The 24,710-nt window shown below is 68.1% G+C and carries 27 protein-coding genes and 1 tRNA gene; 18 read left to right on the forward strand and 10 right to left on the reverse strand.

The genetic code is table 11. From position 1 onward, the window contains the following. Positions 1–595 (forward strand): HNH endonuclease signature motif containing protein (locus tag E3O50_RS02535; RefSeq protein ID WP_134559968.1); only part of this gene is annotated, 595 nt, incomplete at its 5' end. Positions 596–636: 41 nt separating this feature from the next. Here E3O50_RS02535 and E3O50_RS19015 read toward each other — a convergent pair. Beyond that, positions 637–1,197, reverse strand: a complete 561-nt coding sequence (locus E3O50_RS19015; protein WP_198413439.1) for a cysteine hydrolase family protein — start codon at positions 1,195–1,197, stop codon at positions 637–639. 135 nt (positions 1,198–1,332) lie between these two features. Between E3O50_RS19015 and E3O50_RS19020 the strand changes: the two genes are divergently transcribed. Continuing rightward, entirely contained in the window at positions 1,333–2,133 is an 801-nt protein-coding gene (locus E3O50_RS19020; protein WP_166790683.1) for an alpha/beta hydrolase, read from the forward strand. Here the strand turns inward: E3O50_RS19020 and E3O50_RS02545 are convergent. From E3O50_RS02545 to E3O50_RS02565, 5 genes are all read right to left on the reverse strand, one after another. Beyond that, positions 2,105–2,947 (reverse strand): alpha/beta hydrolase, encoded by an 843-nt coding sequence (locus E3O50_RS02545; protein WP_134559972.1) that lies wholly within the window; start codon positions 2,945–2,947, stop codon positions 2,105–2,107. The two genes, E3O50_RS19020 and E3O50_RS02545, sit on opposite strands and share 29 nt — an antisense overlap. A 116-nt stretch (positions 2,948–3,063) precedes the next feature. After that, positions 3,064–4,071 (reverse strand): ABC transporter substrate-binding protein, encoded by a 1,008-nt coding sequence (locus E3O50_RS02550; protein WP_134559974.1) that lies wholly within the window; start codon positions 4,069–4,071, stop codon positions 3,064–3,066. Positions 4,072–4,152: 81 nt separating this feature from the next. Beyond that, the gene (locus E3O50_RS02555; RefSeq protein WP_166790684.1) at positions 4,153–4,962 is read right to left on the reverse strand and encodes an amino acid ABC transporter ATP-binding protein; all 810 of its coding nucleotides are present in this window, start codon (positions 4,960–4,962) and stop codon (positions 4,153–4,155) included. After that, the gene (locus E3O50_RS02560) at positions 4,959–6,011 is read right to left on the reverse strand and encodes an amino acid ABC transporter permease (RefSeq protein ID WP_134559978.1); all 1,053 of its coding nucleotides are present in this window, start codon (positions 6,009–6,011) and stop codon (positions 4,959–4,961) included. The genes E3O50_RS02555 and E3O50_RS02560 overlap by 4 nt, the downstream gene beginning before the upstream one ends. A 4-nt stretch (positions 6,012–6,015) precedes the next feature. Continuing rightward, positions 6,016–6,630 carry a GNAT family N-acetyltransferase gene (locus E3O50_RS02565; protein ID WP_134559980.1) on the reverse strand — a complete coding sequence of 205 codons (615 nt, stop codon included), beginning with the start codon at positions 6,628–6,630 and terminating at the stop codon, positions 6,016–6,018. A gap of 189 nt (positions 6,631–6,819) precedes the next feature. On the opposite strand from E3O50_RS02565, the gene E3O50_RS02570 reads away from it, so the two are divergent. The 6 genes from E3O50_RS02570 (at position 6,820) to E3O50_RS19430 (ending at position 13,189) form a co-directional block, all read left to right on the forward strand. Beyond that, positions 6,820–8,940, forward strand: coding sequence for an FAD/NAD(P)-binding protein (locus E3O50_RS02570; protein WP_134559982.1), 2,121 nt, complete (start codon positions 6,820–6,822; stop codon positions 8,938–8,940). Positions 8,941–9,087: 147 nt separating this feature from the next. Continuing rightward, positions 9,088–9,161: transfer RNA gene (locus E3O50_RS02575), tRNA-Met, on the forward strand. Positions 9,162–9,294: 133 nt separating this feature from the next. Beyond that, positions 9,295–10,752: an NtaA/DmoA family FMN-dependent monooxygenase gene (locus tag E3O50_RS02580; RefSeq protein WP_134559984.1), complete on the forward strand. Its 1,458-nt coding sequence runs from the start codon at positions 9,295–9,297 to the stop codon at positions 10,750–10,752. 9 nt (positions 10,753–10,761) lie between these two features. Beyond that, positions 10,762–11,388, forward strand: coding sequence for an FMN reductase (msuE, locus tag E3O50_RS02585; RefSeq protein WP_241975444.1), 627 nt, complete (start codon positions 10,762–10,764; stop codon positions 11,386–11,388). A 66-nt stretch (positions 11,389–11,454) separates the two neighbouring features. Next, positions 11,455–12,519, forward strand: coding sequence for an LLM class flavin-dependent oxidoreductase (locus E3O50_RS02590; RefSeq protein ID WP_134559986.1), 1,065 nt, complete (start codon positions 11,455–11,457; stop codon positions 12,517–12,519). Positions 12,520–12,667: 148 nt separating this feature from the next. Continuing rightward, positions 12,668–13,189 carry a phosphohydrolase gene (locus tag E3O50_RS19430; protein ID WP_134561309.1) on the forward strand — a complete coding sequence of 174 codons (522 nt, stop codon included), beginning with the start codon at positions 12,668–12,670 and terminating at the stop codon, positions 13,187–13,189. 54 nt (positions 13,190–13,243) lie between these two features. Here E3O50_RS19430 and E3O50_RS19555 read toward each other — a convergent pair whose 3' ends face one another. Then, positions 13,244–13,420 (reverse strand): hypothetical protein, encoded by a 177-nt coding sequence (locus E3O50_RS19555; RefSeq protein ID WP_241975445.1) that lies wholly within the window; start codon positions 13,418–13,420, stop codon positions 13,244–13,246. On the opposite strand from E3O50_RS19555, the gene E3O50_RS19885 reads away from it, so the two are divergent. Further along, complete coding sequence (locus E3O50_RS19885) at positions 13,347–13,661, forward strand: oleate hydratase (RefSeq protein ID WP_347233267.1); 315 nt, start codon at positions 13,347–13,349, stop codon at positions 13,659–13,661. The two genes, E3O50_RS19555 and E3O50_RS19885, sit on opposite strands and share 74 nt — an antisense overlap. Further along, the gene (locus E3O50_RS19890; RefSeq protein WP_347233268.1) at positions 13,616–14,002 is read left to right on the forward strand and encodes an oleate hydratase; all 387 of its coding nucleotides are present in this window, start codon (positions 13,616–13,618) and stop codon (positions 14,000–14,002) included. Before E3O50_RS19885 ends, E3O50_RS19890 begins: the two co-directional genes overlap by 46 nt. Positions 14,003–14,046: 44 nt before the next feature. Here the strand turns inward: E3O50_RS19890 and E3O50_RS02605 are convergent, their stop codons facing one another. Beyond that, a complete protein-coding gene (locus E3O50_RS02605) occupies positions 14,047–15,027 on the reverse strand; it encodes a Gfo/Idh/MocA family oxidoreductase (RefSeq protein WP_134559990.1) in 981 nt (326 codons plus the stop codon). Between the two features lie 147 nt (positions 15,028–15,174). On the opposite strand from E3O50_RS02605, the gene E3O50_RS02610 reads away from it, so the two are divergent. Both E3O50_RS02610 and aroD read left to right on the forward strand, forming a co-directional pair. Next, positions 15,175–16,071, forward strand: a complete 897-nt coding sequence (locus tag E3O50_RS02610; RefSeq protein ID WP_134559992.1) for a shikimate dehydrogenase — start codon at positions 15,175–15,177, stop codon at positions 16,069–16,071. Continuing rightward, positions 16,068–16,847 (forward strand): type I 3-dehydroquinate dehydratase, encoded by a 780-nt coding sequence (gene aroD, locus E3O50_RS02615; RefSeq protein WP_134448843.1) that lies wholly within the window; start codon positions 16,068–16,070, stop codon positions 16,845–16,847. Before E3O50_RS02610 ends, aroD begins: the two co-directional genes overlap by 4 nt. A gap of 34 nt (positions 16,848–16,881) precedes the next feature. Here the strand turns inward: aroD and E3O50_RS02620 are convergent, their stop codons facing one another. Then, complete coding sequence (locus E3O50_RS02620) at positions 16,882–17,139, reverse strand: hypothetical protein (RefSeq protein WP_134448844.1); 258 nt, start codon at positions 17,137–17,139, stop codon at positions 16,882–16,884. A 498-nt stretch (positions 17,140–17,637) separates the two neighbouring features. Between E3O50_RS02620 and E3O50_RS02625 the strand changes: the two genes are divergently transcribed. From E3O50_RS02625 to E3O50_RS02645, 5 genes are all read left to right on the forward strand, one after another. After that, entirely contained in the window at positions 17,638–18,756 is a 1,119-nt protein-coding gene (locus E3O50_RS02625; protein WP_134448845.1) for an LLM class flavin-dependent oxidoreductase, read from the forward strand. Positions 18,757–18,758: 2 nt separating this feature from the next. Then, complete coding sequence (locus E3O50_RS02630) at positions 18,759–19,394, forward strand: FMN reductase (protein ID WP_134448846.1); 636 nt, start codon at positions 18,759–18,761, stop codon at positions 19,392–19,394. A gap of 24 nt (positions 19,395–19,418) precedes the next feature. Beyond that, positions 19,419–20,162: a maleylpyruvate isomerase family mycothiol-dependent enzyme gene (locus E3O50_RS02635; protein ID WP_134559994.1), complete on the forward strand. Its 744-nt coding sequence runs from the start codon at positions 19,419–19,421 to the stop codon at positions 20,160–20,162. A gap of 85 nt (positions 20,163–20,247) precedes the next feature. Continuing rightward, complete coding sequence (locus tag E3O50_RS02640) at positions 20,248–20,550, forward strand: hypothetical protein (RefSeq protein ID WP_134559996.1); 303 nt, start codon at positions 20,248–20,250, stop codon at positions 20,548–20,550. A 132-nt stretch (positions 20,551–20,682) separates the two neighbouring features. Then, positions 20,683–23,265: an ATP-dependent Clp protease ATP-binding subunit gene (locus E3O50_RS02645; RefSeq protein WP_134448849.1), complete on the forward strand. Its 2,583-nt coding sequence runs from the start codon at positions 20,683–20,685 to the stop codon at positions 23,263–23,265. 31 nt (positions 23,266–23,296) lie between these two features. On the opposite strand, the gene E3O50_RS02650 is transcribed toward E3O50_RS02645, so the two are convergent. Beyond that, positions 23,297–23,623, reverse strand: a complete 327-nt coding sequence (locus E3O50_RS02650; RefSeq protein ID WP_134559998.1) for a hypothetical protein — start codon at positions 23,621–23,623, stop codon at positions 23,297–23,299. Positions 23,624–23,732: 109 nt separating this feature from the next. Here E3O50_RS02650 and E3O50_RS02655 point away from each other — a divergent pair, with 109 nt between their 5' ends. Beyond that, positions 23,733–24,704: an aldo/keto reductase gene (locus tag E3O50_RS02655; protein WP_134448851.1), complete on the forward strand. Its 972-nt coding sequence runs from the start codon at positions 23,733–23,735 to the stop codon at positions 24,702–24,704. Positions 24,705–24,710: the final 6 nt, after the last annotated feature.

Raw genomic sequence — 24,710 nt, forward strand, 5'->3', positions numbered from 1 at the left:
CACGAGTGGGGAGAAACGCGCCGACATCCTCCGGGCCCTGTTCGAACACGCCGCCCGCGACGAGGACACGCCCAGCATGGGCGGGTCGGCACCGACGGTGATGGTGCACGTCAACGCTGCGGACCTCGCCTCGGGGGTCGGGGTGGGGTGGGTCGACGGGGTCGAGGCCCCCGTGTCGCTCAAGACGGTGCACCAGCGCATCTGTGACGGCGGCTTCCAAGGGGTCCTCTTCGGGGCGAACAACGAAGTGCTCAAGCTCGGGCCGGAACGACGGTACTTCAACCGGGCGCAACGTCGGGCGATCACCGCCCGGGACGGCGGCTGCATCATCCCCGGGTGCAACGCCCCGGCGCACTGGGCCGAAGTGCACCATGTGAAGCCCTGGGCGAAGGACGGGCCCACGACCGTCGACAACGGGGTCCTACTGTGCTGGTTCCACCACCACAGCATCGATACCTCCGGGTGGGAGATCCGCATGGTGAAGGGCTCACCGCAGGTGCGGGCCCCCGGGTTGATCGATCCGCAACGACTCTGGCGGCCGCCGAACAGGCACCGCGCCCACCAGGTCCTCACCGGACCACCCAACCGCGACTGACCAACCGTGACGTGACCAACCGCGACGGGGCACGGCCTCCGTCAGCGGACCGGGAGCGACTCGAGGTCGAGGTCGGCTGCGGCGAGCACATCGGCACCGGCATCGCGGAGTGCGGCCATGAAGGCGGCATGAACGGATGCCCCCGGAACCTCAGTGCCCTGGAACTCGAAGGCGGGCGCCGCGCAGGCGTTGTGCACGATAGTGACGGCGAAGCCGAGGTCGAGGGCGGCCCTCGAGGTCGCATCGATGCACATGCTGCTCATCATGCCCATGACGACAAGGTGGTCGATGTTCTCAGCGCGCAACAGCCGTTCGAGGCCGGTGTCCACAAAGGCGTTCGCGGAGCCCTTGGTGAAGTGGCGCTCCGGTGTCACCGGTGCCACGAGCGGGTAGATCTCGACGCCTGTGGTCCCCGGGACGAAGAACGTCGCATCCGCTTCGGTGGCGATGTGCTGGAAGTGTATGACGGTCGTGCCGGTTGCACGGGCAGAGTCGAGGACGCCCCTGGCAACCACCGCGGCGGACTCACTCCCGGAGAGGGGATATGCGCCCCCGGGGAAGTAGTCCTTCTGGATGTCAATGACCACAATTCCAGTGCTCACACCTGCTCCGCTTCGTTTCCTGTGCCGATTCCCCCACACGACTCTAATTGTTACGGGCCGGATTTGCAGTTTCACGGCGCTGCCGTATTCTCGGCTCCATCCTCCCCGTTTCATTTCCGATCCCGCAAGGACATCGTGACCGCCACATATACCGGAATCTCCGTCGAATTGCCCGTGCTGACCTGGGGCGATCCCGCCGCGTCGCGGAGCGTGCTGCTGCTTCACGGACTCACGTCCGCGGGAGCGGTCTGGTGGCGAGTCGCGAGCGGACTCGCTGCGGAGGGATGGTTCGTGGTCGCTCCCGACCAGCGTGGCCACGGTCGGGCCCCGCGCACGACCTCGTATCCGCTGGAGGGATTCGTCGCCGACACGCTGCGGCTCCGCCTGGCGCCGGGGAAGCCGTGGGACCTGGTCATCGGGCACTCGCTCGGCGGCGCTGTCGCGCTCCTCGCCGCGGCGGGCAGCGACGACTGGACTCGGAGCGTTTTGCTTCTCGACCCACCGCTCACCCTCGGACCGGACTCGGTCGCACCGCTCCTCGCCGAAACGATCGCGGAGATCACCGATCCGACAACGGCGGGAATACTCAGCCAGAACCCGGGCTGGCACGCGGAAGACGCGCACCAGAAGGTGGAGGCCGCACGTGTGGTCAGCCCGTTCACGGTCGAGCGCGTGCTGAGCGACACCAGCCCCTGGGATCTCGAACCGCACCTCGACGACGTCCGGGTGCCGGTCAGGCTCCTCGGCGCGGACCCCGCGTCGGGCAGCGCATCGGTGCTTCCCGAACAGGGCGAGCGCCTCGCAGCCCGGCACGCGAACCTCAGCTACGCGTTCGTTGCGGGCGCAGGGCATTCGATTCACCGGGACTCGGCGGATCGCGTGATTGCCGAGGCGCTCGGGGCCGCGATCACGGCCGCGCGTACAACCAGTCCATGACCGCTGGACACGCCTCGAGCACGGAAATGTGGCCGTCGTCGGGGCGCAGCCGGAGCTCGGCTCGGGGAAGGCGCCGACTCAGCCAGTCGGCGTGAGATGGCGGGACCACCCGATCCCTGACGCCCTGGAGGAGCAGGACCGGGGCGGAGACCGCGGAAACGGGGAAGCCCCACGGGGCCACGAAGGCGAGATCATCATCGATCAGGCCCTCCGGCCCCGCTTCCGAAGCCAGGCCGACATCGGTGCCCAGGGAGGCCCACGGGCCCGCCAGTGCGTCGTAGTCCGCCTCGATGAAGCTGTCCGGGTCGAAGTCCACGGTTTCCTCGTACGTTGTGCGCTCCGCGCGACCGAGCAGTGCCGCGCGGAGGGAGGCTCCGTCCGTGGCCATGCCGGCGAACCAGTCGATACCGTCGGCGTCGAGCGGGGCCAGACTCGCGAGGCAGCCCACTGCCGAGACTCGCTCCGGCAGCAGGGCGGCGCAAGCGAGGGCGTGCGGACCGCCGCCGGACGCGCCCATGACGGCGAATCGGGCGATGCCGAGCGCGTCGGCAAGCTGTTCGACGTCGGTGGCCGCGGCGGCCACGTCACGACCCGGCAGCGCAGACGAACCGCCGTAGCCGGGCCGGCCATACGAGATGAGACGGATGCCGCGAGCGGCCGCCGCGGACAGCAACGGCTCGAGCAGGGCTCCCGTCTGGGGTGAACCGTGCTGCCAGAGCACGGTGAATGCCGAGTCGAGTTCGTGGTCGGCGGCGCTGTCGTGCACGCGGAGCGTGCGACCGTCGCGAAGGTGCAGGTCCTGAATGAACACCATGGAGACATCCTAGGCAGGGGGCGGGCAGGAGACAGGCGTGAAACCGGAAGAGCCGGGCCGGGAGAAGTGTCTCTCCCGACCCGGCTCTTCCGGTCACTGAGTGGTGGCTACTCGCGCTACTCGCGCGGGAGTCCTGCCGGGTTCACGAGGGACTCGGTGACGCCCTCGGACGTGAGGCCCCAGCGGGCGAGAACGTCGCCGTATTGGCCGCCCGTGATCGCCTTGTTGAGCACGATGCTGACGCCCTCGATGAGGCCGTTGCCCTTCTTGGTGCCCGCAGCGATATTGGCGTGCGCCGGGTAGCCGCCGTTGAAGGTGCCGACGAGCCTGGTCTCACCGTTCTGGGCTGCTGCGTAGGCAGAGGTCGCGTTCGGTCCGAAGTTGGCATCGGCGCGCCCGGACTGCAGGGCGAGGTTCGCGGCTGCGGTGTCGTCGAAGTACTGGTACTCGACGGGGGCGAGGCCCTTGGCGATGTTCTCCTTGTCCCAGCCCTGGAGGATCTTCTCCTGGTTGGTCCCGGAGCCGACGATGACCTTGAGGCCGGCGACGTCCTTGGCTTCCTTGATGGACGAGATCTTCGAGTCGCTCTTCACGTAGAAGCCGAGGAGGTCCTCGCGGTAGCTCGCGAAGTCGTAGAGGTCCTTGCGGGCCTCGGTCACGGTGACGTTGGACGTGATCAGGTCGTACTTGCCGGACTGGATGCCGAGGGGCCAGTCCGCCCACGCTGCCGGCTGCAGGTTGAGCTCGAGGCCGAGACCATCGGCGATGAGCTGGGCGATGTCGGTTTCGTTGCCGATCAGGGTCGTGTCGTCGGTCGCGAACAGGCCAAGGGGAGCGACGTACGGGCTGACGACGACCGTGAGCTTGCCGGCCTCGATCGGGGTGAAACCGCTCTTCTTGATGGCCGCGATGGCCTCGGGCACCTTGTCGAGACGGATCCGGTCCTGCTTCGGGCCGAGGTTGAACGTCACAGGTGCGGCGGACGCCGAGGGAGAGGCCGCGCCTGCGGCCTGGGCCGAGCTGTTGCCGGTGCCGGCCAGGACGGCCGCGGTGATGCCGCCTGCGACGAGAGCAACGGCGGCGATGCCTCCGATGATGACCGCGGTTTTCTTCTTAATTGCCATTGTGTGCCTCTATTTCTGTGGGGTTCTGTTTGTGAATGCTGCTGTGCAGGGTGGGTGGTGGCTGATTGGCCCGGAACGCGTTTAGAGCACGCGACCCAGGAATTCTTTGGTGCGCGGGTGCTTCGGCGAACCGAAGACCTGCTCGGGGGGACCGACTTCGAGGACGTGCCCGGCGTCGATGAACACGATCCGGTCGGCGACCTCGCGGGCGAATCCGATCTCGTGGGTCACGATGATGAGCGTCGTGCCGAGTTTGGCCAGGTCTCGGATCACGTCCAGGACCTCTCCGACGAGCTCGGGATCGAGCGCCGATGTCGGTTCGTCGAAGAGCAGCACCTTGGGCTGCAGGGCCAGGGCCCGCGCTATCGCGACGCGCTGCTGCTGGCCGCCGGAGAGCTGGCGGGGATAGGCGTCCGGCTTGTCGGCGAGGCCCACCTTCGCGAGGAGTCCGAGGGCGAGTTCGCGGGCATCCGACTTGCCCAGGCGCCCGAGAGCGACGGGAGCGACGGCGATGTTCTCTGCGGCCGTGAGGTGCGGGAAGAGGTTGAAATTCTGGAAGACGACGCCAACGTTGGTGCGCCGCTTCAGGATCTCGCGTTCCTTCAGCTCGAAGAGCCGGTCACCGCGCTGCTCGTACCCGATGAGCTCGCCGTCCACGGTGACCCAGCCCCTGTCGACGCTCTCGAGGTGGTTGATTGTGCGGAGCAGGGTGGACTTGCCGGACCCCGACGGCCCGAGGATCGCGACGACCTCCCCGGGCTGCACGGTCAGGTTCACGTCGTGCAGGACTTCGTGGCCGGCGTAGCTCTTGGAGACGCCGCGAATTTCGACGAGGCCGCGGGTCGCCGGTGCGGTCAGCGTGCCGGCGGCCTGGGTTACTGCGATGCTCATGATCCGTTTCCGCCGATCCGGGTGGTGGGTGCTTCGGGTGTTTCGGGTTTCTCGTCGAGCCGCGCCCATTGGGTCTTCACCCAGCCGCGTGCCGCCTGGATGGGCGTCGGCGGAACCACTCTGAGGGCACCTCTGGCGAAGTGGCGCTCCACATAGAACTGGGCGACGCTCAGCACGGTGGTGAAGATGATGTACCAGACCACCGAAACCAGCAGCAGCGGGATCACTTGCTGGTTGCGGTTGTAGATCACCTGGGTTACGTAGAAGAGTTCGCCGAGGGCGATGACCGACACGATCGAGGTGCCCTTGATCAGGCCGATGATCTCGTTGAAGGCGTTCGGGAGAATCGCCCGGGCGGCCTGCGGCAGGATGATCCGCAACACCCGTACGTGCCGGGGGAGTCCGAGGGCGGCAGCGGCTTCCAGCTGGCCCTGGTCGACCGAGAGGATTCCGCCGCGGATGATCTCAGCGGAGTACGCCGCCTGGTTGAGCGAGAGTCCGAGCACCGCGGCAGCGAACTGGCTGACCAGGGTCACGGTGTCGAAGCTCCAGAAGTAGTTGTCGGTGAACGGGACGCCGAGCCCGAGGCGCGGGTACAGGTAGCCGAGGTTGTACCAGACGAGCAACTGGACGAGCAGCGGAACCGAGCGGAAGAACCAGATGAACGACCAGGACACGCTGTTCAGGATCGGCGACTTCGACAGCCGGGCGAGGGCGAGCAGTGTGCCGAGGACGAACCCGATCGTCCCGGAGACGACCGTGAGGGCGAGTGTCAGCTGGATGCCCTTGATAATCGCCGGTGCGAAGAAGTAGGTCGCGAAGATCGGCCAGCCGTATTTGTCGTTCGTGGCGAGGCTCCAGAGGAACTGCAGCACGACGAAGAGCACGAGGGCGCCGAAGATCCAGCGCACAAAGTGGCGGGTGTGCACGACCTTGAGGGCGGCGAAATCGGGCGAATTCCGGTTCACGACCTGGTTCACGTCTCGGCGAGAAGCGGACGAGTCCTCGGTCGGCGCCGCCGACCGGTGTTCCTTCACGGTGTCCGTCATGGTCTCAGTCGCTTTCGGGGATCAGTGCGACGAAGCGCGGGTTGTCAGCGTGTTCACGCCGGATGGCTGCATAGTGCGCCGCCGTGATGCCGGCAACGTCGAGTTCCTGGGCGTCGAGGCTCTTCGCGAAGGCGTGGATGACCACCTCGTCGGGGGTGAGCGCGGTGTCGAAGAGCGGCGTGTAGCCGGTGACGAGGTAGAGGTTCTTCGCTTCGGGCTGGCGGGGGCCTGTCGTCAGGAACACCCGGTCGTAGCCGCGCCTGGCGGACTCGGCTTCGAGTTCGGCGACGACGAGCCGGGCCAGGCCCTGACGCCGATGGGTCGCGGCGGTCCAGATGCGCTTGAGCTCTGCGGTGCGCTCGTCGAACCGTTTGAACGCGCCACCGGCGATCGGGATGCCGTCGCGCACCAGCACGACGAAGGCTCCGTCGGGCGCCGCGAAGGCGTCGACCGGGTACCGGGAGATCTCGGTGGAAGCACTCTCGCCGAAGTATGAGCCGTACCGGGAGTGGTACTCCGCGGCGAGGTCCGTCAGCAGCGGCTGGGCGAGCGGGTCGTCGGCGGCGACGTAGACGAAGGTGTCTCGCGTGGTGGTGGTGCCGGCAAATTCGATGCTCACGGGGTGCCTGCCTTTCTCGTGGGTGGCGGTGGGAAGCGATGGGGAGCCAGGAAGCGGGACGACCCCGCTGGAGTTGAAACCTAAGGGGGTCTCCGAAGCGGCGCCAACGCATCCGCTTCACAATTCGTCACCTCGTCACGGCGCGACACATTGGGCGGGATTTGTCGCCGTCGAGACGACTCTTGTGTCATGAGCGACTCCAGAGGCACTGACCCCACGGGACCCGACCGCGCCCCGGCCATCGCGATCATCGGCGGCGGGCCCCGCGGATCCGGCGTGCTCGAACGCCTCGCGGCAAACCTCGACGAAATGTGGGGGAGGGACCGGCCCCTGGTCGTGCACGTGATCGACCCGTTCCCACCCGGAGCCGGCCGGATCTGGCGGCACGACCAATCCCCGCTGCTCAAACTGAATTCCCTCGCCGAGGACGTCACGATGTTCACCGACGAGACGTCGGTCATCGAGGGCCCGATTCTGCCCGGACCATCCCTGATCGAGTGGGCCGCCGGCGTCAGGGCCGGAACGATCGAGATCCCCGCGATCGACGGTGCCGGAGAGAACGGTGCCGGAGAGATCGATGCGGTCCTCGCCGCCGAGATCGCCGGCCTCACCGGGGCGAGCTTCCCGACCCGTCGCCTGCAGAGCCTCTATCTCGCCTGGTTCCATGAGGAGGCCGCCGCCGCACTGGGGCCGAACGTGACCGTCGAGTCCCGCCGGGCCACCGCCATCCGGGTCGACGACATCGACGACGCCGCCGGCCAGATCGTGGTCCTCTCGACCGGGGTCACCCTGAACGTCGACCTCGTGCTCTACTCCCTCGGCCATAACGGTGCCGACCCGTCCCCAGAGCACACGGCCCTCACCGAATTCGCCCGCCGTCATGACCGCTACTACCTGCCGCCCGCCTTCACGGCGGATGCCGACACGAGCGCGCTCGAGCCAGGCGAGCGGGTCATCGTGCGCGGCTTCGGCCTGGCCGCGGTGGACCTCACCGTGCTCCTGACCGAGGGCAGGGGCGGCCGCTTCACCCGGCTGCCCGATGGGCGGCTGCACTACGCGCCGTCCGGGCTCGAACCCCGGGTGCTGATCGGGTCGCGCAGGGGAGTGCCGTACCACTCCAAGATCAGTTCGACCATCGTCGGGGAGCCACCGGTTCCCCGGTTCTTCACGCCCGACGTTGCCGCGGCACTCGACAGGGACAGCTCGACCCTCGACTTCACGAGCGATGTCTGGCCACTGATAGCGCAGGAAATGGTCTGGGGATACTACCGGGAGCTTTTCACCGGACACCCCGAGCGGGTGTCCACGTCCTGGGCGGACTTCTCCGACCGTTTCGACGCGATCGACCCGAGGGCGCTGCCGGTCGCCGCCGCACGGCCGGAACGGTCAGGGGAACGTGCGGCGAGTCATCCGCTCACCGAGTGGGGTGCCGACACGTTCCTCATCGAGCAGGATGCGGCACGCTTCCGCGCCCTCGTCGAGTCAACCGTCACCGACCCGATCGACCGGCTGTTCCTGCCCGACTTCGACCGTCCCCTCGACGGCCTTCGGTTCGAGTCGGTCGCCGAGCTCCAGGATGCCCTGCGCGACTATATCCGCCGCGATCTCACCCTCCGCACCGCGCCGGAGCACAGCGCGACCTTCGCCCTGTTCATCGCTCTGCTCCGGAGCCTCTTCGCGCTCTCGGACATCATCGATTCACCGAAATGGAGCGCGCAGTCACGGGTGCGTGACATCCACGGCTGGTGGCTCGGCTACTTCAGTTTCATCGCAAGCGGTCCACCTGGCCACCGGCTCGAGGAACTCCTTGCGCTCTCCGAAGCCGGCATCGTCGAATTCCTCGGTGGCGACCTCTGGGTCGAGACCGACGAGGTGACGGGCCTGTTCCGGGCCGGAAGCGCGAACCTCGACCGGGTCGTCACGGCGACCGCACTCGTCGACGCGCGACTTCCCGACACCGTGGTCTCCGCGAGCGACAACCCGCTGCTCAGGTCGCTCCTCGATTCCGGCGCCGGTGTCGAGGAGCAGGCGACGGATGCCGGCTTCACCGGGAGCACGGGACGTCTCGCGGTGCGCCAGGCCGACACCCGGGTCCTGAGGCCGGACGGAGACCACCACCCGCGACGATTCGCCATCGGGCCGTACACGAACTCGCCGTTCGTCGGCGCCTTTTCCCGCCCGCGCACGAATGCGATCTCCTTTCGCGAGAACGACAAGGTCGCCAGGGCGCTCCTGGTCCACCTCGACAGCCTCGTAGGCGACCCGGGGCGCACTCGGCTGCCGGCTGACCTGGCCGCGAGCACCCGATGATCCGGGCGCTGTGGGCGTTCCTGGCGAGTTGCCCGGTGCCGGCCGATGAGACTCTGCTTGCGACCTCGTCGCCCTATGTCCTGCGTCTCGTTGATGACGGCGTCGCCCCCTTCGACAGAAAGGACGAGCTCACCACCTGAATTGCACCGCGGCGTGCCCGAGAGGACGAAGGGACCGGTTTCATATTCCGGTAATCGCAGGTTCGAATCCTGCCGTCGCGTCACGACCCGTCGACGCTAGGCACTGGCGCGCGATAATGCCAGCGATCACGCATTCTTTACGACATGTTTCCGTCCGCGACGGGATGTGTCGGCCGGGACCCCGGCCCGAATCGACCCGGCCTAGCGTCGACCCATGACGAATCACACCTCCCCGGCGTCCGACGCCGACTGGTCGGAGCGCGACGGCCACCTCGTGCTCGGTGCGATGGTGCGCACCCTGGGGTCCTTCCCGTCCGGTTGGAGGTATCCCGGTGCGCACAACGACCCTTCGACCGATCCCCGCGCGCTCAAGCGCCTCGCGCTCGCCGCGGAGAAGGCCGGCTTCGACTACCTGTTCCTCGGTGACTGGCTCGCGACGGATCCGGAGCTCGAGTTCTCGGACCCGCACCTGCTCTCCCGCGTCGACTCGATGAGCACAGCGGCTTACCTCGCGGCGATCACGCGACGGATCGGTCTGGTCGGAACAGTGGAGACCGCCCACTCCGAGCCATACGCGACGGCCAGGGCCGCTGCGTCGATCGACCGGCTCAGCGGAGGGCGCTTCGGGCTGAACCTCACCGTCGGATCCGATGCCAAGGTCGAGGCGAATTTCGGGCCGTCCGGAGCCCGCACCCACCTCGACCGCTTCGACGTCGCAGACGAATACGTCACCGTGCTCCGCGGCCTCTGGGACACCTGGGGCGAGAACGCCTTCACCAGGAACGTCGCGAGCGCCGCCATCATCGACCGGTCCAGGGTCACGCCCCTTGAGCACGTCGGACCGGCCTTCGCGGTGGCCGGTCCCCTCAACGTGCAACGACCCGTCCAAGGCCATGTCCCGCTCGTCCACGCCGGCACCTCGCGTCGCGCCCAGCAGTTCGCGGCCGAGCAAGCCGACATCTACGTGGTCGCACCGACGAGCCTGGGCGACGCCGCCGAGTTCTATCACGACACCAGGGCCAGGGTCGAGGCGGCCGGCCGTGCCGCATCCGCCCTGACCATCGTCGCCCTCGTCCTTCCGATCGTCGGCGAGACGCGAGCGGATGCCTGGGCCGTCTACGACCGGCTCGTGGACCTGTTCCCCGTCGACGACGGCACCCCGGAAGCGGCGAGCCTCGACCTGCCCGCCAACCGGAACATCCGGCACCTGCGCCAGGTCATCGGGCTTCCGCTCGTCGAGAGACGCTTCGACGAGGCCGTCACCCCCGGCACCGCGAGCCGTTTCACTGCGGCGGGCGCCCGTCTCGTCGACGTGGTCACCCGCCGCTCCGGTCGCACGATCGGCGGCAAGCGGCCGGTCACCTATCGGCACCTCCTCGTCGCCCACCTGATCAGGTCCCCGATCGTGGTCGGGTCGCCCGCCGATATCGCCGACCACCTCGAAACCTGGTTCCGGGCGAGTGCGGTCGACGGCTTCAACGTACTGAACGCCTTCCTGCACGAACAGTTCGAGACCTTCGCCCGTCTCGTCGTGCCCGAACTCCGCAGTCGCGGGCTCATCAGGGACGAGTACGAGGCCACCACTCTCCGCGGTCACCTCGGTTCTCCACTGCCGACCGCGCCATTGCCGGCGCTCGCCGCCGCGATCGCCCCCACCACCCGCACCGACTGAAGGACAACCATGACCGAATCACACGTGACCGAGACGCCGACCGAGACGCCGACCGAGACGCCGACCGAGACGCTGGCCAGGCCCCTCCGCGTCGTCGCCGTGTCCGGCAGCCTGCACGCGCCCTCGAAGACGACGGTTCTCCTCAAGGAAATCCTCGCCTCCGTCGGCCGGGAACTCCCTATCGCCGCGCATCTCATCGGCGTGCACGAGATCGGCGAGCAGTTCGCCGGCGCGTTGCGACGCGACCAGCTGCCCGCAACGATCGAGGCCGAACTCGACCGGATCGAGGGCGCCGACCTGCTCATCGTGGCGAGCCCGGTCTACCGGGCGTCGTTCACCGGACTGTTCAAGCACCTCTTCGACTTCGTCGACCAGTACGCCCTCGTCGACAAGCCGGTGCTGCTCGCGGCCACCGGGGGGAGCGACCGCCACGCCCTGATCATCGAGCACCAGCTCCGCCCGCTGTTCGGATTCTTCCAGGCGCTCACCCTCCCGATCGGCGTCTACGCGAAGGATTCCGACTTCACCAACTACCGGGTCTCGAGCCTCGACCTGCAGGAGCGCATCGATCTCGCGGTCACACGCGCCCTGCCCTTGATTCGCAGCAGGCGGGAGAGCCTCGAAGCGGCTCTGTGACGCCGCTTTACCTTTCATGACCTGCCCGATTCCCTCACCGTGTTGCCGGACGCTAGATTGCCGGACATGACCTCCCCAGCCTCAGTTCCAGCATCAGCGCCCACGCCGTCCCCGTTCCGTCTCGGCTTCCTCGCGTTCGTCGAACACGGCGGTGTCGCCGGCGCCACGTCGCAGGGCCTGCAGGACGGAATCGACCTGTTTCGGCACGCCGACGAACTCGGTTTCGACACCGGCTGGGTGCGACACCGGCACCTCGAGAAGTACCTCTCCTCGCCGCTCACCTTCCTCTCGGTCGTCGCCCAGCACACCGAGGGCATCAGGCTCGGCACCTCCGTGACCCCGTTGCGGTTCGAGAACCCGGTGCGACTCGCCGAGGAGGCGGCCACCGCCGACCTCCTCACCGGTGGACGCCTCGAGGTCGGCTTGAGCTCCGGCTACGCCCAGTCAGAAGGCATCTTCGGCCCCGTCTACGGCGCCATCACCGGCTCGCTCAGAGAAGAGGCGGATGCCCGGCTCGCCTCCTTCCGTTCGGCACTCCGCGGCGACACCCTCGCCATCGCCGACGCGAGCTTTCCCGCCTTCCCTGCCGGCACGCCACTCACTGCCCAGCCGCTGAGCCCGACCCTCTCAGACCGCCTCTATTACGGCGCGGGCGCGACCCCGAGCGCAGTGCGCACCGGCCAGCAGGGCCTCCGCCTGCAGCTCTCGACCCTCAACACGGAACCGAGCGAGCTTTCCTTCGAGGAAGCCCAGCTCGAGTCGATCACCGCGTACCGTGCCGCCCACGCCGCTGTCACCGAGCGGCCGTCCTACGCACTCGTCGGACGTCAGGTGCTGCCGATCCTCGGCAGGGACGACGCTGACGAATTCGCCTGGCTGATCGAGCGCGACGAGGAGCGGCAGCGCGCCCACGGCACTCCCGGAGCCGCCCTGCCGTTCCAGTTCGGCAAGGTGCCTTCCGGCGATCCGGACGACATCATCGAGGCCCTCCTCGCCGACGTCGCCTTCCGTGGGTCCGACGAGCTCGTGATCGCCCTTCCCTTCGACCATCCGCCGGCGGGGTTGCACCGCATTCTCACGGCCGTGGCCGAACGCATCGCCCCCGCCCTCGGCTGGACGCCGCGCCGTTAGGCCCCATCCGCGAATACCCGGCCGCCCATACAGATCCGGGTGGCACTGTCAACCCCCTTTTGCCGGAACTGACAGCCCGTAGCGTGAAAGGACGCACAGCGACGTGCGCGCGAATCCCTCGGTTCGCGAGCTCAGCAAGGACAGCGCCATGAACACACTCAGCCTCACCCACTTTTCACAGCGCGGGCAGCGGCAGGGAGACGACAGTCATTCGTCGCTCCTCCTTGCTGATGCTCTCCGCTTCGCCAGGACGGCCTGCGCGGGGAAACGCGACGAGGCAGGGGAGGCGGCCATCGAGCATCCGCTTCGTGTGATGGCCGCACTGGCCCGCGAGGATGAGAAAGTCGTCGCCCTGCTGCACGACACCTGCGCGTCGTCCGGCCCCGGCCTGGCCGGACTGCGCGGCTTCGTACCCAACCGGCTGCTGATGGCCGTCACTGCGCTTGGGCACGGCTTCGAGGAAACGGACGACATCTCGTTCCGGTTCCTGCTCGCCGACCCGATCGCCCTCGCCGTGAAGCTCGCCTGCGTCGGAGACCTCACCGATCCGGGGCGGCTCGCCCGACTTGACCCGTTCACCCGTCGGCGCCGGGAAATCGCGGGTGCTGCCGCCGCGCGCGGACTCGGGACAACCCTCGACGCGATCCGCACTCCGTTCGCAACGCCGTGATCGCCGAATAACGCCGAATAACGAAGTACGCTCAGTTTTACGGCATACTCCCCACTACGGGGGTGTCGCCCCGACCGTGAGGAGTGCACCATGGCGCACGCCACCGAGAATCGATGAGCTTTTCGGCGAGCACTTCTTCGCGACCAACTTCTGGCAGATATGGCGCACGACGTTCGCCTTCCAGAACTGGCACTCCGCTGCCGAAATGCGTCGGTACTTCAAGCGCTTCATCCAGGAATTCGACCGGATCCACCTCCTGTCCGGCGTCAGCCGGACCACGTACAACCAATACGATTCGATGGTCGTGCCGACGTCGACTTCGCCGCGGCTCTGGAACCACGCCGGGCGACCCGGCTTCACCTCGAGAACGCCGAGGGGACATCCGCTCTCGACCTCGACGACAACACCTTCATCACAATCGGTTCGATCACTGACAAGAAGATGTCCGAGGCGACGGGCGAAGAGATCCTGACGGAGCTCGTGCACCAGCTCGGCTTTGAGGACATCCTCGACGAGGTGCTCGCGTCGACCGACGTGACAACGGTCATGATGCCGTATGCGTCAGCCCTCTTCAGCCGGCGCGTGCCGGAGGACCGGCCGAAGGTGCTCCCGGACGGCGCGGAGAACTTCGCCTTCCTCGGCCAGTTCACCCCACTACCCGAGGACGTCGTCTTCACGGTCGAGTACTCCGTGCACGGCGCCATGCATGCTGTCTACACGCTCTTCGACGTCGAGAAGCCCATCCCGCCGATCTATCACGGGTTACTGGACCCGAAGGTCGACCTGCACGCGCTCGCAGCGGCGTTCCGGTAACCCGCTTCCCCCGCGTCCTGTGTCCGCGAGAGCCCGCCGCACCGCTACCAGACGGCGCGTTCGATCCCCGCCGCGGCGTAGATGGCATCGATGGTCGCCATGTTGCCGACGGAATCGTCCCCCTCGGTGAGGAGCGGCTCGCCGCTCGCAAGGCCGCGCACGACCGCATCGAGCTGGTGATCGTAGGTCTCGTTGCCGCGAACGGTGAGCCAGCGTTCGATTCCCCGGCTGACTTCGCGGATGCTGTGGCCGCGGGACGGGAAAACCATGTTGTCCACGTGCACGGTGCCCTCTGTCCCGACGATGTCGAACGAGGTGTCGAGGGGAGTGCCCGCGATCATGCTCGAGGAGACCCGGGCGGTGACGCCGGAGGGGAACACCAGTGCGGCATCCATGCTCATGTCGGCCCCCAGCGGGTTCAGGGTGGCTACGGCGCTCGTGACGAGGGGTTCCTCGCCGGTGAGGGCCCGCACCCAGTGCAGCGGGTAACACCCGAGGTCCATCAACGAACCACCGCCGAGGGCCGGGATGTGCCGGATCGACGTCGGGTCGAAGGGGTTGCTGCCGGAGAATTCGCCGCGCAGGGAAACGACGTCGCCGAGCCGGCCGGACGCGACAATGGCGTCGAGCTCGAGGCTGAGCGGGTGGTAGCGGTCGTGGAACGCCTCGATGAGACGCTGCCCCGTCTCGGCGGCCGCCTGGCGCATCAGCCCGGCCTGGGCGGCGTTCATCGCGAAGGGCTTTTCGCAGAGCACGTCCTTGCCGGCCTCGAGCGCTGCAATCGACCACTCGGCGTGCTCCGAGGGCGGCAGCGCGACATAGACGAGGTCGATCTCCGGGTCCGCAAGGAGTGCGCGGTAGTCGCCGTATGAGCGGTCGATGCCGTGTTCCTGCGCATAGGCGGCGGCAGCGGATGCCCGGCGCGAGGCGACCGCGGCGATCACGACATCGGTTCGTCGCCGGGCGGGGCGGATGATCGCGGACGGCGCGATGCCGGCGGCACCGAGGATTCCGATCCTGAGCATCAGCGCACCGACCCACGGGCCGCGACATTGCGGCGACTATTTGTTGCGTGTAGTGACATATTCGGGACACTACCATTGAGCAGCGGCCTGCCGCATCTCACGTGCCGCTATCGCTGGATCTGTCGAAGAATCGAATCGGAGGGGCTCGTGTCTGAACCCGTTTCCCCGGCCGGCCGCCGCCGCCTCGCGGTACTGGGGTCTCCCATCGGTCATTCGCGCTCGCCCCTGCTGCACACGACGGCGTATACCCTGCTCGGTCTCCCGTTCGACTATTCCCGGGCCGAGGTCCGCTCGGGCGAGCTGGCCTCGTGGCTCGTCTCCCTCGACGACAGCTGGCTCGGGCTCAGCCTCACCATGCCGCTCAAACGCGAGGTCGTCCCGCTGCTCGACACGGCCTCGTCGCTCGTCGACGACCTCGGCGTCGCGAACACCGTGCTGTTCACGGCCGACAATGGCACGCGCCGGTTGCACGGCTTCAACACCGACGTCGACGGCATCGTCCGTACGGTTTCGACGCTGGACTCTGCTCGACCCTCCTCTGCCGCGATCCTCGGCGGTGGTGCGACGGCAGCCTCGGCACTTTACGCGGCTCACGCGCTCGGCGCGGGGGAGATCACGGTCTACCTGCGGGATCCCGCCAGGGCCACCGGCCTGTCGGCCCTCGGCGACCGGCTCGGGGTCCCCGTGCGGGTTCGGCGGCTCGACGAGCTGGACGCGGCCGGCCCGCTCTCCTTCGTCATCAGCACGCTGCCGGGCGGGGTTGCGGACGGCCTCGACCTCCGGCCCCTTGACACCGGTTCCATCCTCTTCGACGTGGCGTACGACCCGTGGCCGAGCCCGATCGCCGAGGGTTGGGGTTCCGCAGGCGGCGTCGTCTTCAGCGGGCTCGACATGCTCGTCGAGCAGGCGATCAGCCAGGTGCGCATCTTCACCGGCGGGAAACAGGACGAACCCCTGCACGGTGAGGCGGGCATCCGCGCTGCCATGCGGTCGGCCGTCGGCCTTGCGCCCGCGCACTCCCCGGCAGGGGGAGAGGCCTCATGACCGGCGCGACGGCACGGTCCTCTGTGCGGATGCGCTCGATCGTGCTCGGCGAGGGCAGGCCGCAGATCTGCGTTCCGTTGGTCGGGGCGACGATCGCCGAACTCGCGGCGGCCGCCTCCGGACTCATCGCCGGGGACTATGACCTCGTCGAACTCCGGATCGACTTCTTCTCCGAATCGGATATCCCAGCGGCCGTCCGGGAAGCGATCGCCGTCGTGCGTGCTGCCCTTCCGGAGGGCGTCCCGGTGATCTTCACCTTCCGCACGAAACGGGAAGGCGGGCAGCGGGACATCCTCCCGGAGGCCTACGCCGACCTGCTCGGGCTGGCGATCGCCGCCGGGGTCGATGCGGTCGACGTCGAACTCTTCACCGAGCGGTCGTGCCTGCTCCGCATCGTGAGCGCGGCCCACGAGACGGGCGTCCTCGTCGTGATGTCCTCGCACGACTTCGAGTCCACGCCGCCGCGGGCCGAGATTCTCGCACGCTTCGCGGAGCAGCAGGCACTCGGGGCGGATGTGCTCAAGCTCGCGGTGATGCCGTCGAGCCCGCGCGATGTCCTCACCCTGATGGACGCGACCGCCGAGTTCGTCGCCGAGCAGGCCCGGCGCCCGGTGATCGCGATGTCCATGGGGGGACTCGGCGTGGTGTCGAGGCTGGCCGGGGAGACCTTCGGTTCCTGTGTCACCTTCGGTTCCGTCGGAGCCTCGAGCGCCCCGGGCCAGATCGAGGCCAGCGAGTTGCGTGCCGTCCTGGACCTGGTGCACGGAGCCCGGTGACCGGGCCTGCTGAGCCCCGCCAGATCGCTGTGTGCTAGATCGCGGTGTCGTCGAGCTCGAGGGTCGATTCGCGTTCGCGGAAGATGTTCAGCTGGCGACGCCGGTACTCGGAGAACATGCTGCCCACCTCCGACGGTGCCAGGGTCTGGCCGTGCTCGGGTTCGTCGGCGTGCTTCAGGCTCTCGGTGTACGCGACGTTCTCGGTGCGCTCGGTGCGCTCGGTGTGCTCGGTGTGCTCGTAGTTCTCCGCGTGTTCGGACTTCTGCGGCAGGTCGGAGGATTCGTGGTTCATGGGGATACCCAATTCTTTCTCTGGGGTGAGTGTGGGGGAGCTGCTGCGGCGGCGAGCGAACCGGGGACAACCGGCAGTGGTGCCGGGCGTTCCTGGTGAGCGCTCTCAGCGCGTGGTGTGGGCCGATGGGCGGCGCAGCGGATGATGTCGCGAACCGACGTGAGGCGAAGCCTGGAGTCGTTCCCGCATCAGTGGTCCTTCCGTGATGAAGCGGTTTCTCGGGTGCGGCAGTACGGCGGGTTACCGAACGGCCGACGGGGATCCTGAAGCACTTCATCGGGCGGAGGAGCTTTGGAGGAACGTTATGTGATTCACTCCGAGATGTCAACGGCCGGATATCGGCGATCCATGAGATATTTCTGAGTATCACCGTGTCTCAGGCGAGGTCTCTGTCGTGCGGGAATAGGAAACCCCCGATCGAGGTTGGGTACGATATCCATGCAAATGCATTGAAAATACTGCCCGAGAAAATGCAGTGAACACTCAGAGAGGCTGACCATGCAGTTCGGAATCTTTTCGGTCGGGGACCTGACAACCGACCCGACCACCGGCCGTACCCCGACCGAGCAGGAGCGCATCAAGGCGATCCTGACGATCGCCCAGAAGGTCGAAGAAGTCGGACTCGACGTGTTTGCAACCGGTGAGCACCACAATCCGCCCTTCGTGCCCTCGAGCCCGACCACGATGCTCGGCTACATCGCGGCCAAGACCGAGCGCATCATCCTCTCCACGGCGACGACCCTGATCACGACGAGTGACCCGGTCAAGATCGCCGAAGACTTCGCGATGCTCCAGCACGTCGCCGACGGCCGGGTGGACCTGACCCTCGGCCGCGGCAACACCGGCCCGGTCTACCCGTGGTTCGGCCAGGACATCCGCCAGGGCATTCCCCTCGCGCTCGAGAACTACGCGCTCCTGCGCCGGCTCTGGACCGAGGAATTCGTGGACTGGGAGGGCCAGTTCCGCACCCCGCTGCAGGGCTTCCAGTCGACGCCCCGCCCCCTGGACGGCGTCGCGCCGTTCGTCTGGCACGGCAGCATCCGCACCCCGGAGATCGCCGAGCAGGCCGCATTCTACGGCGACGGCTTCTTCGCCAACCACATCTTCTGGCCGGCCTCGCACACCGCGAAAATGGTCGGGTTCTATCGCCAGCGCTTCGAGCACTACGGCCACGGCACCGCCGAGCAGGCGATCGTCGGACTCGGCGGCCAGGTCTTCATGCGCAAGAACTCGCAGGACGCCGTGAAGGAGTTCCGCCCGTACTTCGACAACGCGCCCGTCTACGGCCACGGCCCGAGCCTCGAGGAATTCACCTCGCAGACGCCGCTCACCGTCGGCAGCCCGCAGGAAGTCATCGACCGCACTCTCGGCTTCCGGGACTACGTGGGCGACTACCAGCGCCAGCTGTTCCTGATGGACCACGCCGGACTGCCGCTCAAGACCGTTCTCGAACAGCTCGATCTGCTCGGTGAAGAGGTTGTGCCCGTGCTGCGCCGCGAGTTCGCGAAGAACCGTCCGGCAACGGTTCCGGATGCCCCCACCCACGCGTCGCTCGTCGCTGCGGCGGCCGCGGCTCCCGTCGGCGCATCCGTCGGCGCTCCGGTCGAGGTGGCCTAGCCATGACGGAACGCACCCGTACCATCGCCGTCGTCACCGCAGGACTCAGCCAGCCGTCCTCGACGAGGATGCTCGCCGACCGTCTTGCGGAGGCGACCTCCTCCCGCCTGGCCGAGAAAGGCATCCCCGCCGAGGTCAGGATCTTCGAACTGCGCGACGTCGCCCTCGACGTGATGAACAACATGCTCACCGGGTTCCCGAGCCCGAAGCTCGATGCGGTGATCGAAGCCGTGACCGGCGCGGACGGGCTCATCGCCGTCACCCCGATCTTCACGACCAGCGCGAGCGGCCTCTTCAAGTCGTTCTTCGACGTCATCGACAACCGGTCGCTGACCGACATGCCGACGGTCATCGCGGCGACGGCGGGCACCGCACGCCATTCCCTGGCCCTTGACTACGCCATCCGCCCGATGTTCACCTACCTGCACGCGGTCGTCGCCACCACCGCGGTGTTCGCCGCATCGGAGGACTGGGGAAGCGGCGCGGACACGGTCAAGACGCTGCCCGACCGCATCGACAGGGCGGCCGGGGAACTCGCGGCTCTCATCGCGGCATCCGATCGCTCGAATTCCGTGCGCGACCCGTTCACGATCGACGCGTCCTTCAGTCCGACGGGCGGATTCCAGCCCTCGATCTGACCGGTTCCCTGCGAGAATGGGGGAATGCCCGCACCTACCGCTCTCCCCGCTGATCCCGAGCTGCTCGCGCAACTCCTGCTCGCTCGTCGCGCGACCGCGTTCTTCGCGCACGAGCTCAACGGGTTGTCGAACGTCGACCTCGACGGCGACTCGCTGTTGCCCGGCTGGAGCCGCCGTCACGTGATCGCCCATGTCGCATATAACGCGAGGGGCATCGTACGACTCGTGACCTGGGCGCGCACCGACGTCGAAACGCCGATGTACGTCTCGAACGCGGCTCGCGACAGCGACATCGCCGCCGGGGCCGAGCTCGACCGCGACGCCCTGCGGACCCTCTTCGACGTCGCGACCATCCAGCTCGACGCCGCGTGGCGCCGGCTCACCCCCGAGACGTGGAGCCACCCGGTCCGGACCCCGAGCGGCCGGGAGATCGCCGTGTCCGAGACCGTGTGGATGCGCAACCAGGAACTCTGGGTGCACACGATCGACCTCGCGACCGGCGCATCCTTCGCCGACGTGCCGGTCGAGGTGCTCGATCGCCTGCTCACCGAGATCACCTCGGCCTGGGCGACCCGGGGTGACGGGGGAGACCTCGTGCTCTCCGTCACTGATTCCCACGACGAGCGCAGGTTCGGCGACCTCCATTCCGCGCATCCCATCGTCGTGTCCGGCAGCCTCGCTGGCCTCGTCCAGTGGGCGACCGGGCGTGGCGGTTCCGGCGTGGGTTCGAGCGCCGGGACTCCGGCCGACCCGCCTCGGTGGCTCTGAGCCCAGCTGAACGATCCCGCTGAACGATCGCGCTGAACGATCCCGCCGCGTGGCAGACTGGTACTCGAAACAACGGGGGCTGACAGTGGACGATCCGCGCGCGAACATGCAGGACAACCGACTGATCGCCCTCGGCGCGCCGCGTGCCGACTGGACGAAGACACCCGGGCGCTCGCTCGGATTCTGGATCACCCTCGCCGGATTCGTCCTCGCTCTCGTGCTCCCGTTCTGGGGAGTCATCGCTGTCCTCGTCGGGCTCGCATACTCGATGCGCGCGCTCCGGGTCATGCCCGCTGGCGTGCACGGCCGGGGCCTGGTCCTGATCGCGCTGGGCGTCGCGGCCGTGACCGTCGTCGTCGTCGTGGCGCGCGGCATCCTCGGGGCCTGAACCTCTGGGCCTGTTCGCACTCCGTTCGCCGACCGCGTAACCGGGGGTTTCCCAGCATGAGGCGGGAATGAAACCCACGGCCTGACGTTGAGTTGAGTCAATAGCACTCAAGTTTCAAGATCAGGAGGTCTCGTGCCTACATTCTTCGGTCCCGCGGATTCCGGTAACGGTTCGTTCGACGAGTTCATCGCCCGCTACCTGCAGGGCCAGCAGGGTGCTGCACCCACAGGGCGCCCGATCGACATCACCCGGCTGCTCAGCCGCCGCACCCACGAGGTGCTCGCCGAGGCCGCCCAGTACGCGGTCGAGCACGGGCACTCCCACGTCGACGTCCTGCACATTCTCCGGGTCCTCGTCCTGCGCGAACCGGCAGCCCAGGCGATCCGGAATGCCGGCGCAGACCCCGCGGCCCTCGCCCTGGCCGCCGAGCAGCGCCTGCCGGAGCGCTCTGCCCCGACCGGAGACGCGACGCCGGGACTCACCCCCTCCGCCCAGCGCGCCCTCCTCGACGCGCACCAGATCGCGCGCGCCTTCGGGTCGACCTACATCGACCCCGAACATCTCTTCTTCGCCTTCGTGGTGAACGAGGACTCCCCGGCCGGCCAGGTCCTCGCTGCGGCCGGCGTCACCCAGGAATCCCTGCAGGCCGGTGCACGCGAGCCGCAGGCGGATGCGACGGGCCAGGACCCTGCCCCGGCATCCGCTTCGGAAACGCCGATGCTCGACACCTACGGCACCGACCTCACGGCCCGGGCCCGCGACGGGAAACTCGACCCGGTGATCGGCCGTGCCGACGAGATCGAACAGACGATCGAGATCCTCTCCCGGCGCACCAAGAACAACCCGGTTCTGATCGGCGAGGCCGGCGTCGGCAAGACCGCCGTCGTCGAAGGGCTCGCGCAGGCCATCGTGGCGGGAACCGTGCCGGAGCAACTGCGCGGCAAGCGCGTCGTGGCACTCGACCTCGCGGCGATGGTCGCCGGGACCCGGTACCGCGGCGACTTCGAGGAACGCCTCGGTAAGACCATGGACGAGATCACCGCGCACAGCGGCGAGCTCGTGATCTTCATCGACGAGCTGCACACGGTCGTCGGCGCCGGCGGATCCGGCGACGGCGGCATGGACGCCGGAAACATCCTCAAGCCGCGGCTGGCGCGCGGTGAGTTGCACGTGATCGGCGCGACGACGCTCAAGGAGTACCGGAAGGTCGAGAAGGACCCGGCCCTCGAACGCCGTTTCCAGACCGTGCGGGTCGGCGAGCCGAGCATCGACGACGCGGTGAGCATCCTTGCGGGGCTGCGCGGCCGCTACGAAGAGCACCACGGCGTGCGCTACACCGACGAGGCGCTGCGTGCCGCCGTCGAGCTTTCCGCACGCTACGTGTCCGACCGGTTCCTGCCCGACAAGGCCATCGACCTGATCGACCAGGCCGGTGCCCGGCTGCGCCTGACCCTCGGCTCCCTGCCCGACCGTGAGGCCCTCGAGGCCCTGCGTGCGCGCGTGGTGACACTCGAGGAGGCGAAGAGCGCCGCCGTCCTCACCGAACAATACGAGGAGGCCTCCCGGCTCCGGGACGAGATCGAGACGGTCCAGGCACAGCTGCAGCTCCAGGAAGACCCCGCCCAGGCCGTTGCAGCAGAGGCCGTCGTCGGCGAGGCCGAGATCGCCGGCGTCATTGCCCGCGCGACGGGCATACCCGTCGCCCGGCTCACCGCGGACGACCGTTCCCGCCTCGGCCTGCTCGAGGCCGAGCTGCACGAACGCGTCGTCGGACAGGACGACGCCGTCACGCTCATCGCCAAGGCGGTGCGCCGCAATCGCACGGGCATGAACGATGCCGGCCGACCCGTCGGCAGCTTCCTGTTCCTCGGGCCGACGGGCGTCGGTAAGACAGAGCTCGCCAAGGCCCTCGCTGAATCGTTGTTCGGCGACGAGCACGCGATGGTGCGCTTCGACATGAGCGAGTTCGGCGAACGGCACACCGTGAGCCGGCTCGTCGGGTCCCCTCCCGGCTACGTCGGCTACGACGAGGCCGGGCAGTTGACCGAGCGCGTGCGCAGGAACCCGTACTCGGTGATCCTGCTCGACGAGATCGAGAAGGCCCACCCCGACGTGTTCAACCTGCTGTTGCAGGTGCTCGACGACGGCCGCCTGACCGACGGCCAGGGTCGCACCGTCGACTTCCGGAACACGGTCATCATCATGACCTCCAACCTCGGCTCCGAATTCCTCGCCAGCCGGAGCGGCGCCCTCGGCTTCACCGCCCAGATCGATGGCGGGGCCGACAACGGCTTCGGCTCGGAGAAAGCGCTCCGCGACCGGGTGATGGGCAAGCTCCGCGAGGCGATGCGTCCGGAGTTCCTGAACCGGCTCGACGAGATCGTGCTGTTCCGCAAGCTCGACGCGCCGCAACTGCACGACATCGTGCGGATGCTGCTCGCCGGGACGCGCACCCGGCTCGCCGCCCAGGGCTTCGCCCTGACCGTGAGCGAGGACGCGATCGACTGGATCGCCACGCGGGGCTACGAACCCGAGTACGGTGCCCGGCCGCTCCGCCGCGTGATCCAGCGGGAACTCGACGACAAGATCGCCGACCTCCTCGTCGGCTCTGACCTGCTGGCGAGTACCGGAGTCGACGTCTCGGTTGCTGACGGCGCACTCGTCGTCGCGGCCGCGGCATCCGCGCCGGCGCAGCCGCTGCCCCTGGCCGCGTAAGGAGTCGCTGCGGAGTCGCCGCCAGGCTGGTTCAGCCCCTGGCGGCGATCCCGGCGGCGATCTCCGCGGCGATCTCCGTGTCGGAGCGGGCATTGAACACACCCCACATGATGTGCGTCGGGCCGCTGCCGTCGCTTCCGGGGGCCGCGGCCCGCGCGGCCCACCGGTTGGCGATGGCGGCGCGACCGAGGTCCCCGAGGGAGTCGGCGATCCGGGCCTTCCGGAGTTTTCCGGCCACGACACTGCCGTCCTCGGCGAGTCGCCAGCCGCGATCGCTCGCGAGCACGCGTCCGATCTCCTCCTCGGTGAGCCAGCGCGAAAAACTGCGACCGGGCGGGTCGATATCGGTGAGTTTCATGCTCGAAACTGTACCCAGCTTTCCGGGTAAGCGATTGAGAACCCCAACTGGTCAATCACAGCGATGACGGCTGTTGGACAGATCAGTGGTCCTGGAGGAGGCTGAAGTCATGGAATACACACACCTCGGTCGCTCTGGTCTTTCCGTCTCCCGACTGTGCCTCGGCACCATGAACTTCGGGCCGCTCACGCCGGAACCGGAGGCGCACTCCATCATGGACTCGGCGCTCGCCTCGGGAATCAACTACTTCGACACGGCGAACGTCTATGGCGGCGACCTCGGGCCCGGGGCCACCGAGTCCCTCGTCGGCCGGTGGTTCGCGCGCGGCGGCGATCGCCGGGAGCGGACCGTGCTCGCCACCAAGCTCTACGGGACGACCTCGGACTGGCCGAACAACGGCAGGCTCTCGGCCCTCAACATCCGCCGGGCCCTCGACGCGAGCCTCCGGCGACTGCAGACGGATTACATCGACATCTACCAGTTCCACCACATCGACAGGGAGACGCCCTGGGACGAGATCTGGCAGGCCATGGAGACGGCCGTCGCCCAGGGAAAGATCCTCTACGCGGGCAGCAGCAACTTCGCCGGCTGGCACATCGCCACGGCCCAGGCGGAAGCGCGACGTCGCAACTTCACCGGCCTGGTGAGTGAGCAGTCGATCTACAACCTCCTCACCCGGGACCTCGAGCTCGAAGTGCTCCCGGCGGCGCGAGCGAACGGGCTCGGTGTGATCGCCTGGTCCCCGCTGCAGGGCGGCCTCCTCGGGGGAGTGCTCGGCAAGGAGCGCGACGGCAGACGGCGCCTCGAAGGGCGCTCTGCCGAGACGCTTGCCGCGCACCGACCGGCCATCCAGGCCTTCGAGGACTTCGCCGCAGACCTGGGGCACGAGCCGGGAGACGTGGCCCTGGCCTGGCTCCTGCACCAGCCGGGAGTGACGGCGCCGATCATCGGGCCGCGCACCCAGGCCCAGCTCGACGACGGTCTCCGGGCGCTCGACGTCACCCTCGATGCCGCAGCTCTGGCCCGTCTCGATGAGATCTTCCCCGGGCACAAGCCGGCCCCTGAGGACTATGCCTGGTGACCAACC

It is taken from the genome of Cryobacterium sp. MDB1-18-1 (assembly GCF_004402735.1).
In the GTDB taxonomy this organism is placed as follows: Bacteria; Actinomycetota; Actinomycetes; order Actinomycetales; family Microbacteriaceae; genus Cryobacterium; species Cryobacterium glucosi.

Excerpts from the sequence above, each read along its gene's own strand:
- E3O50_RS02545 (WP_134559972.1), bottom strand. The coding sequence starts at position 2,947 with ATGGTGTTCATTCAGGACCTGCACCTTCGCGACGGTCGCACGCTCCGC.
- E3O50_RS02550 (WP_134559974.1), bottom strand. The coding sequence starts at position 4,071 with ATGGCAATTAAGAAGAAAACCGCGGTCATCATCGGAGGCATCGCCGCC.
- E3O50_RS02555 (WP_166790684.1), bottom strand. The coding sequence starts at position 4,962 with ATGAGCATCGCAGTAACCCAGGCCGCCGGCACGCTGACCGCACCGGCG.
- E3O50_RS02560 (WP_134559978.1), bottom strand. The coding sequence starts at position 6,011 with ATGACGGACACCGTGAAGGAACACCGGTCGGCGGCGCCGACCGAGGAC.
- E3O50_RS02570 (WP_134559982.1), top strand. The coding sequence starts at position 6,820 with ATGAGCGACTCCAGAGGCACTGACCCCACGGGACCCGACCGCGCCCCG.
- E3O50_RS02580 (WP_134559984.1), top strand. The coding sequence starts at position 9,295 with ATGACGAATCACACCTCCCCGGCGTCCGACGCCGACTGGTCGGAGCGC.
- msuE (WP_241975444.1), top strand. The coding sequence starts at position 10,762 with ATGACCGAATCACACGTGACCGAGACGCCGACCGAGACGCCGACCGAG.
- E3O50_RS02590 (WP_134559986.1), top strand. The coding sequence starts at position 11,455 with ATGACCTCCCCAGCCTCAGTTCCAGCATCAGCGCCCACGCCGTCCCCG.
- E3O50_RS19430 (WP_134561309.1), top strand. The coding sequence starts at position 12,668 with ATGAACACACTCAGCCTCACCCACTTTTCACAGCGCGGGCAGCGGCAG.
- E3O50_RS19555 (WP_241975445.1), bottom strand. The coding sequence starts at position 13,420 with ATGAAGCGCTTGAAGTACCGACGCATTTCGGCAGCGGAGTGCCAGTTC.
- E3O50_RS02605 (WP_134559990.1), bottom strand. The coding sequence starts at position 15,027 with ATGCTCAGGATCGGAATCCTCGGTGCCGCCGGCATCGCGCCGTCCGCG.
- aroD (WP_134448843.1), top strand. The coding sequence starts at position 16,068 with ATGACCGGCGCGACGGCACGGTCCTCTGTGCGGATGCGCTCGATCGTG.
- E3O50_RS02620 (WP_134448844.1), bottom strand. The coding sequence starts at position 17,139 with ATGAACCACGAATCCTCCGACCTGCCGCAGAAGTCCGAACACGCGGAG.
- E3O50_RS02625 (WP_134448845.1), top strand. The coding sequence starts at position 17,638 with ATGCAGTTCGGAATCTTTTCGGTCGGGGACCTGACAACCGACCCGACC.
- E3O50_RS02630 (WP_134448846.1), top strand. The coding sequence starts at position 18,759 with ATGACGGAACGCACCCGTACCATCGCCGTCGTCACCGCAGGACTCAGC.
- E3O50_RS02635 (WP_134559994.1), top strand. The coding sequence starts at position 19,419 with ATGCCCGCACCTACCGCTCTCCCCGCTGATCCCGAGCTGCTCGCGCAA.
- E3O50_RS02650 (WP_134559998.1), bottom strand. The coding sequence starts at position 23,623 with ATGAAACTCACCGATATCGACCCGCCCGGTCGCAGTTTTTCGCGCTGG.
- E3O50_RS02655 (WP_134448851.1), top strand. The coding sequence starts at position 23,733 with ATGGAATACACACACCTCGGTCGCTCTGGTCTTTCCGTCTCCCGACTG.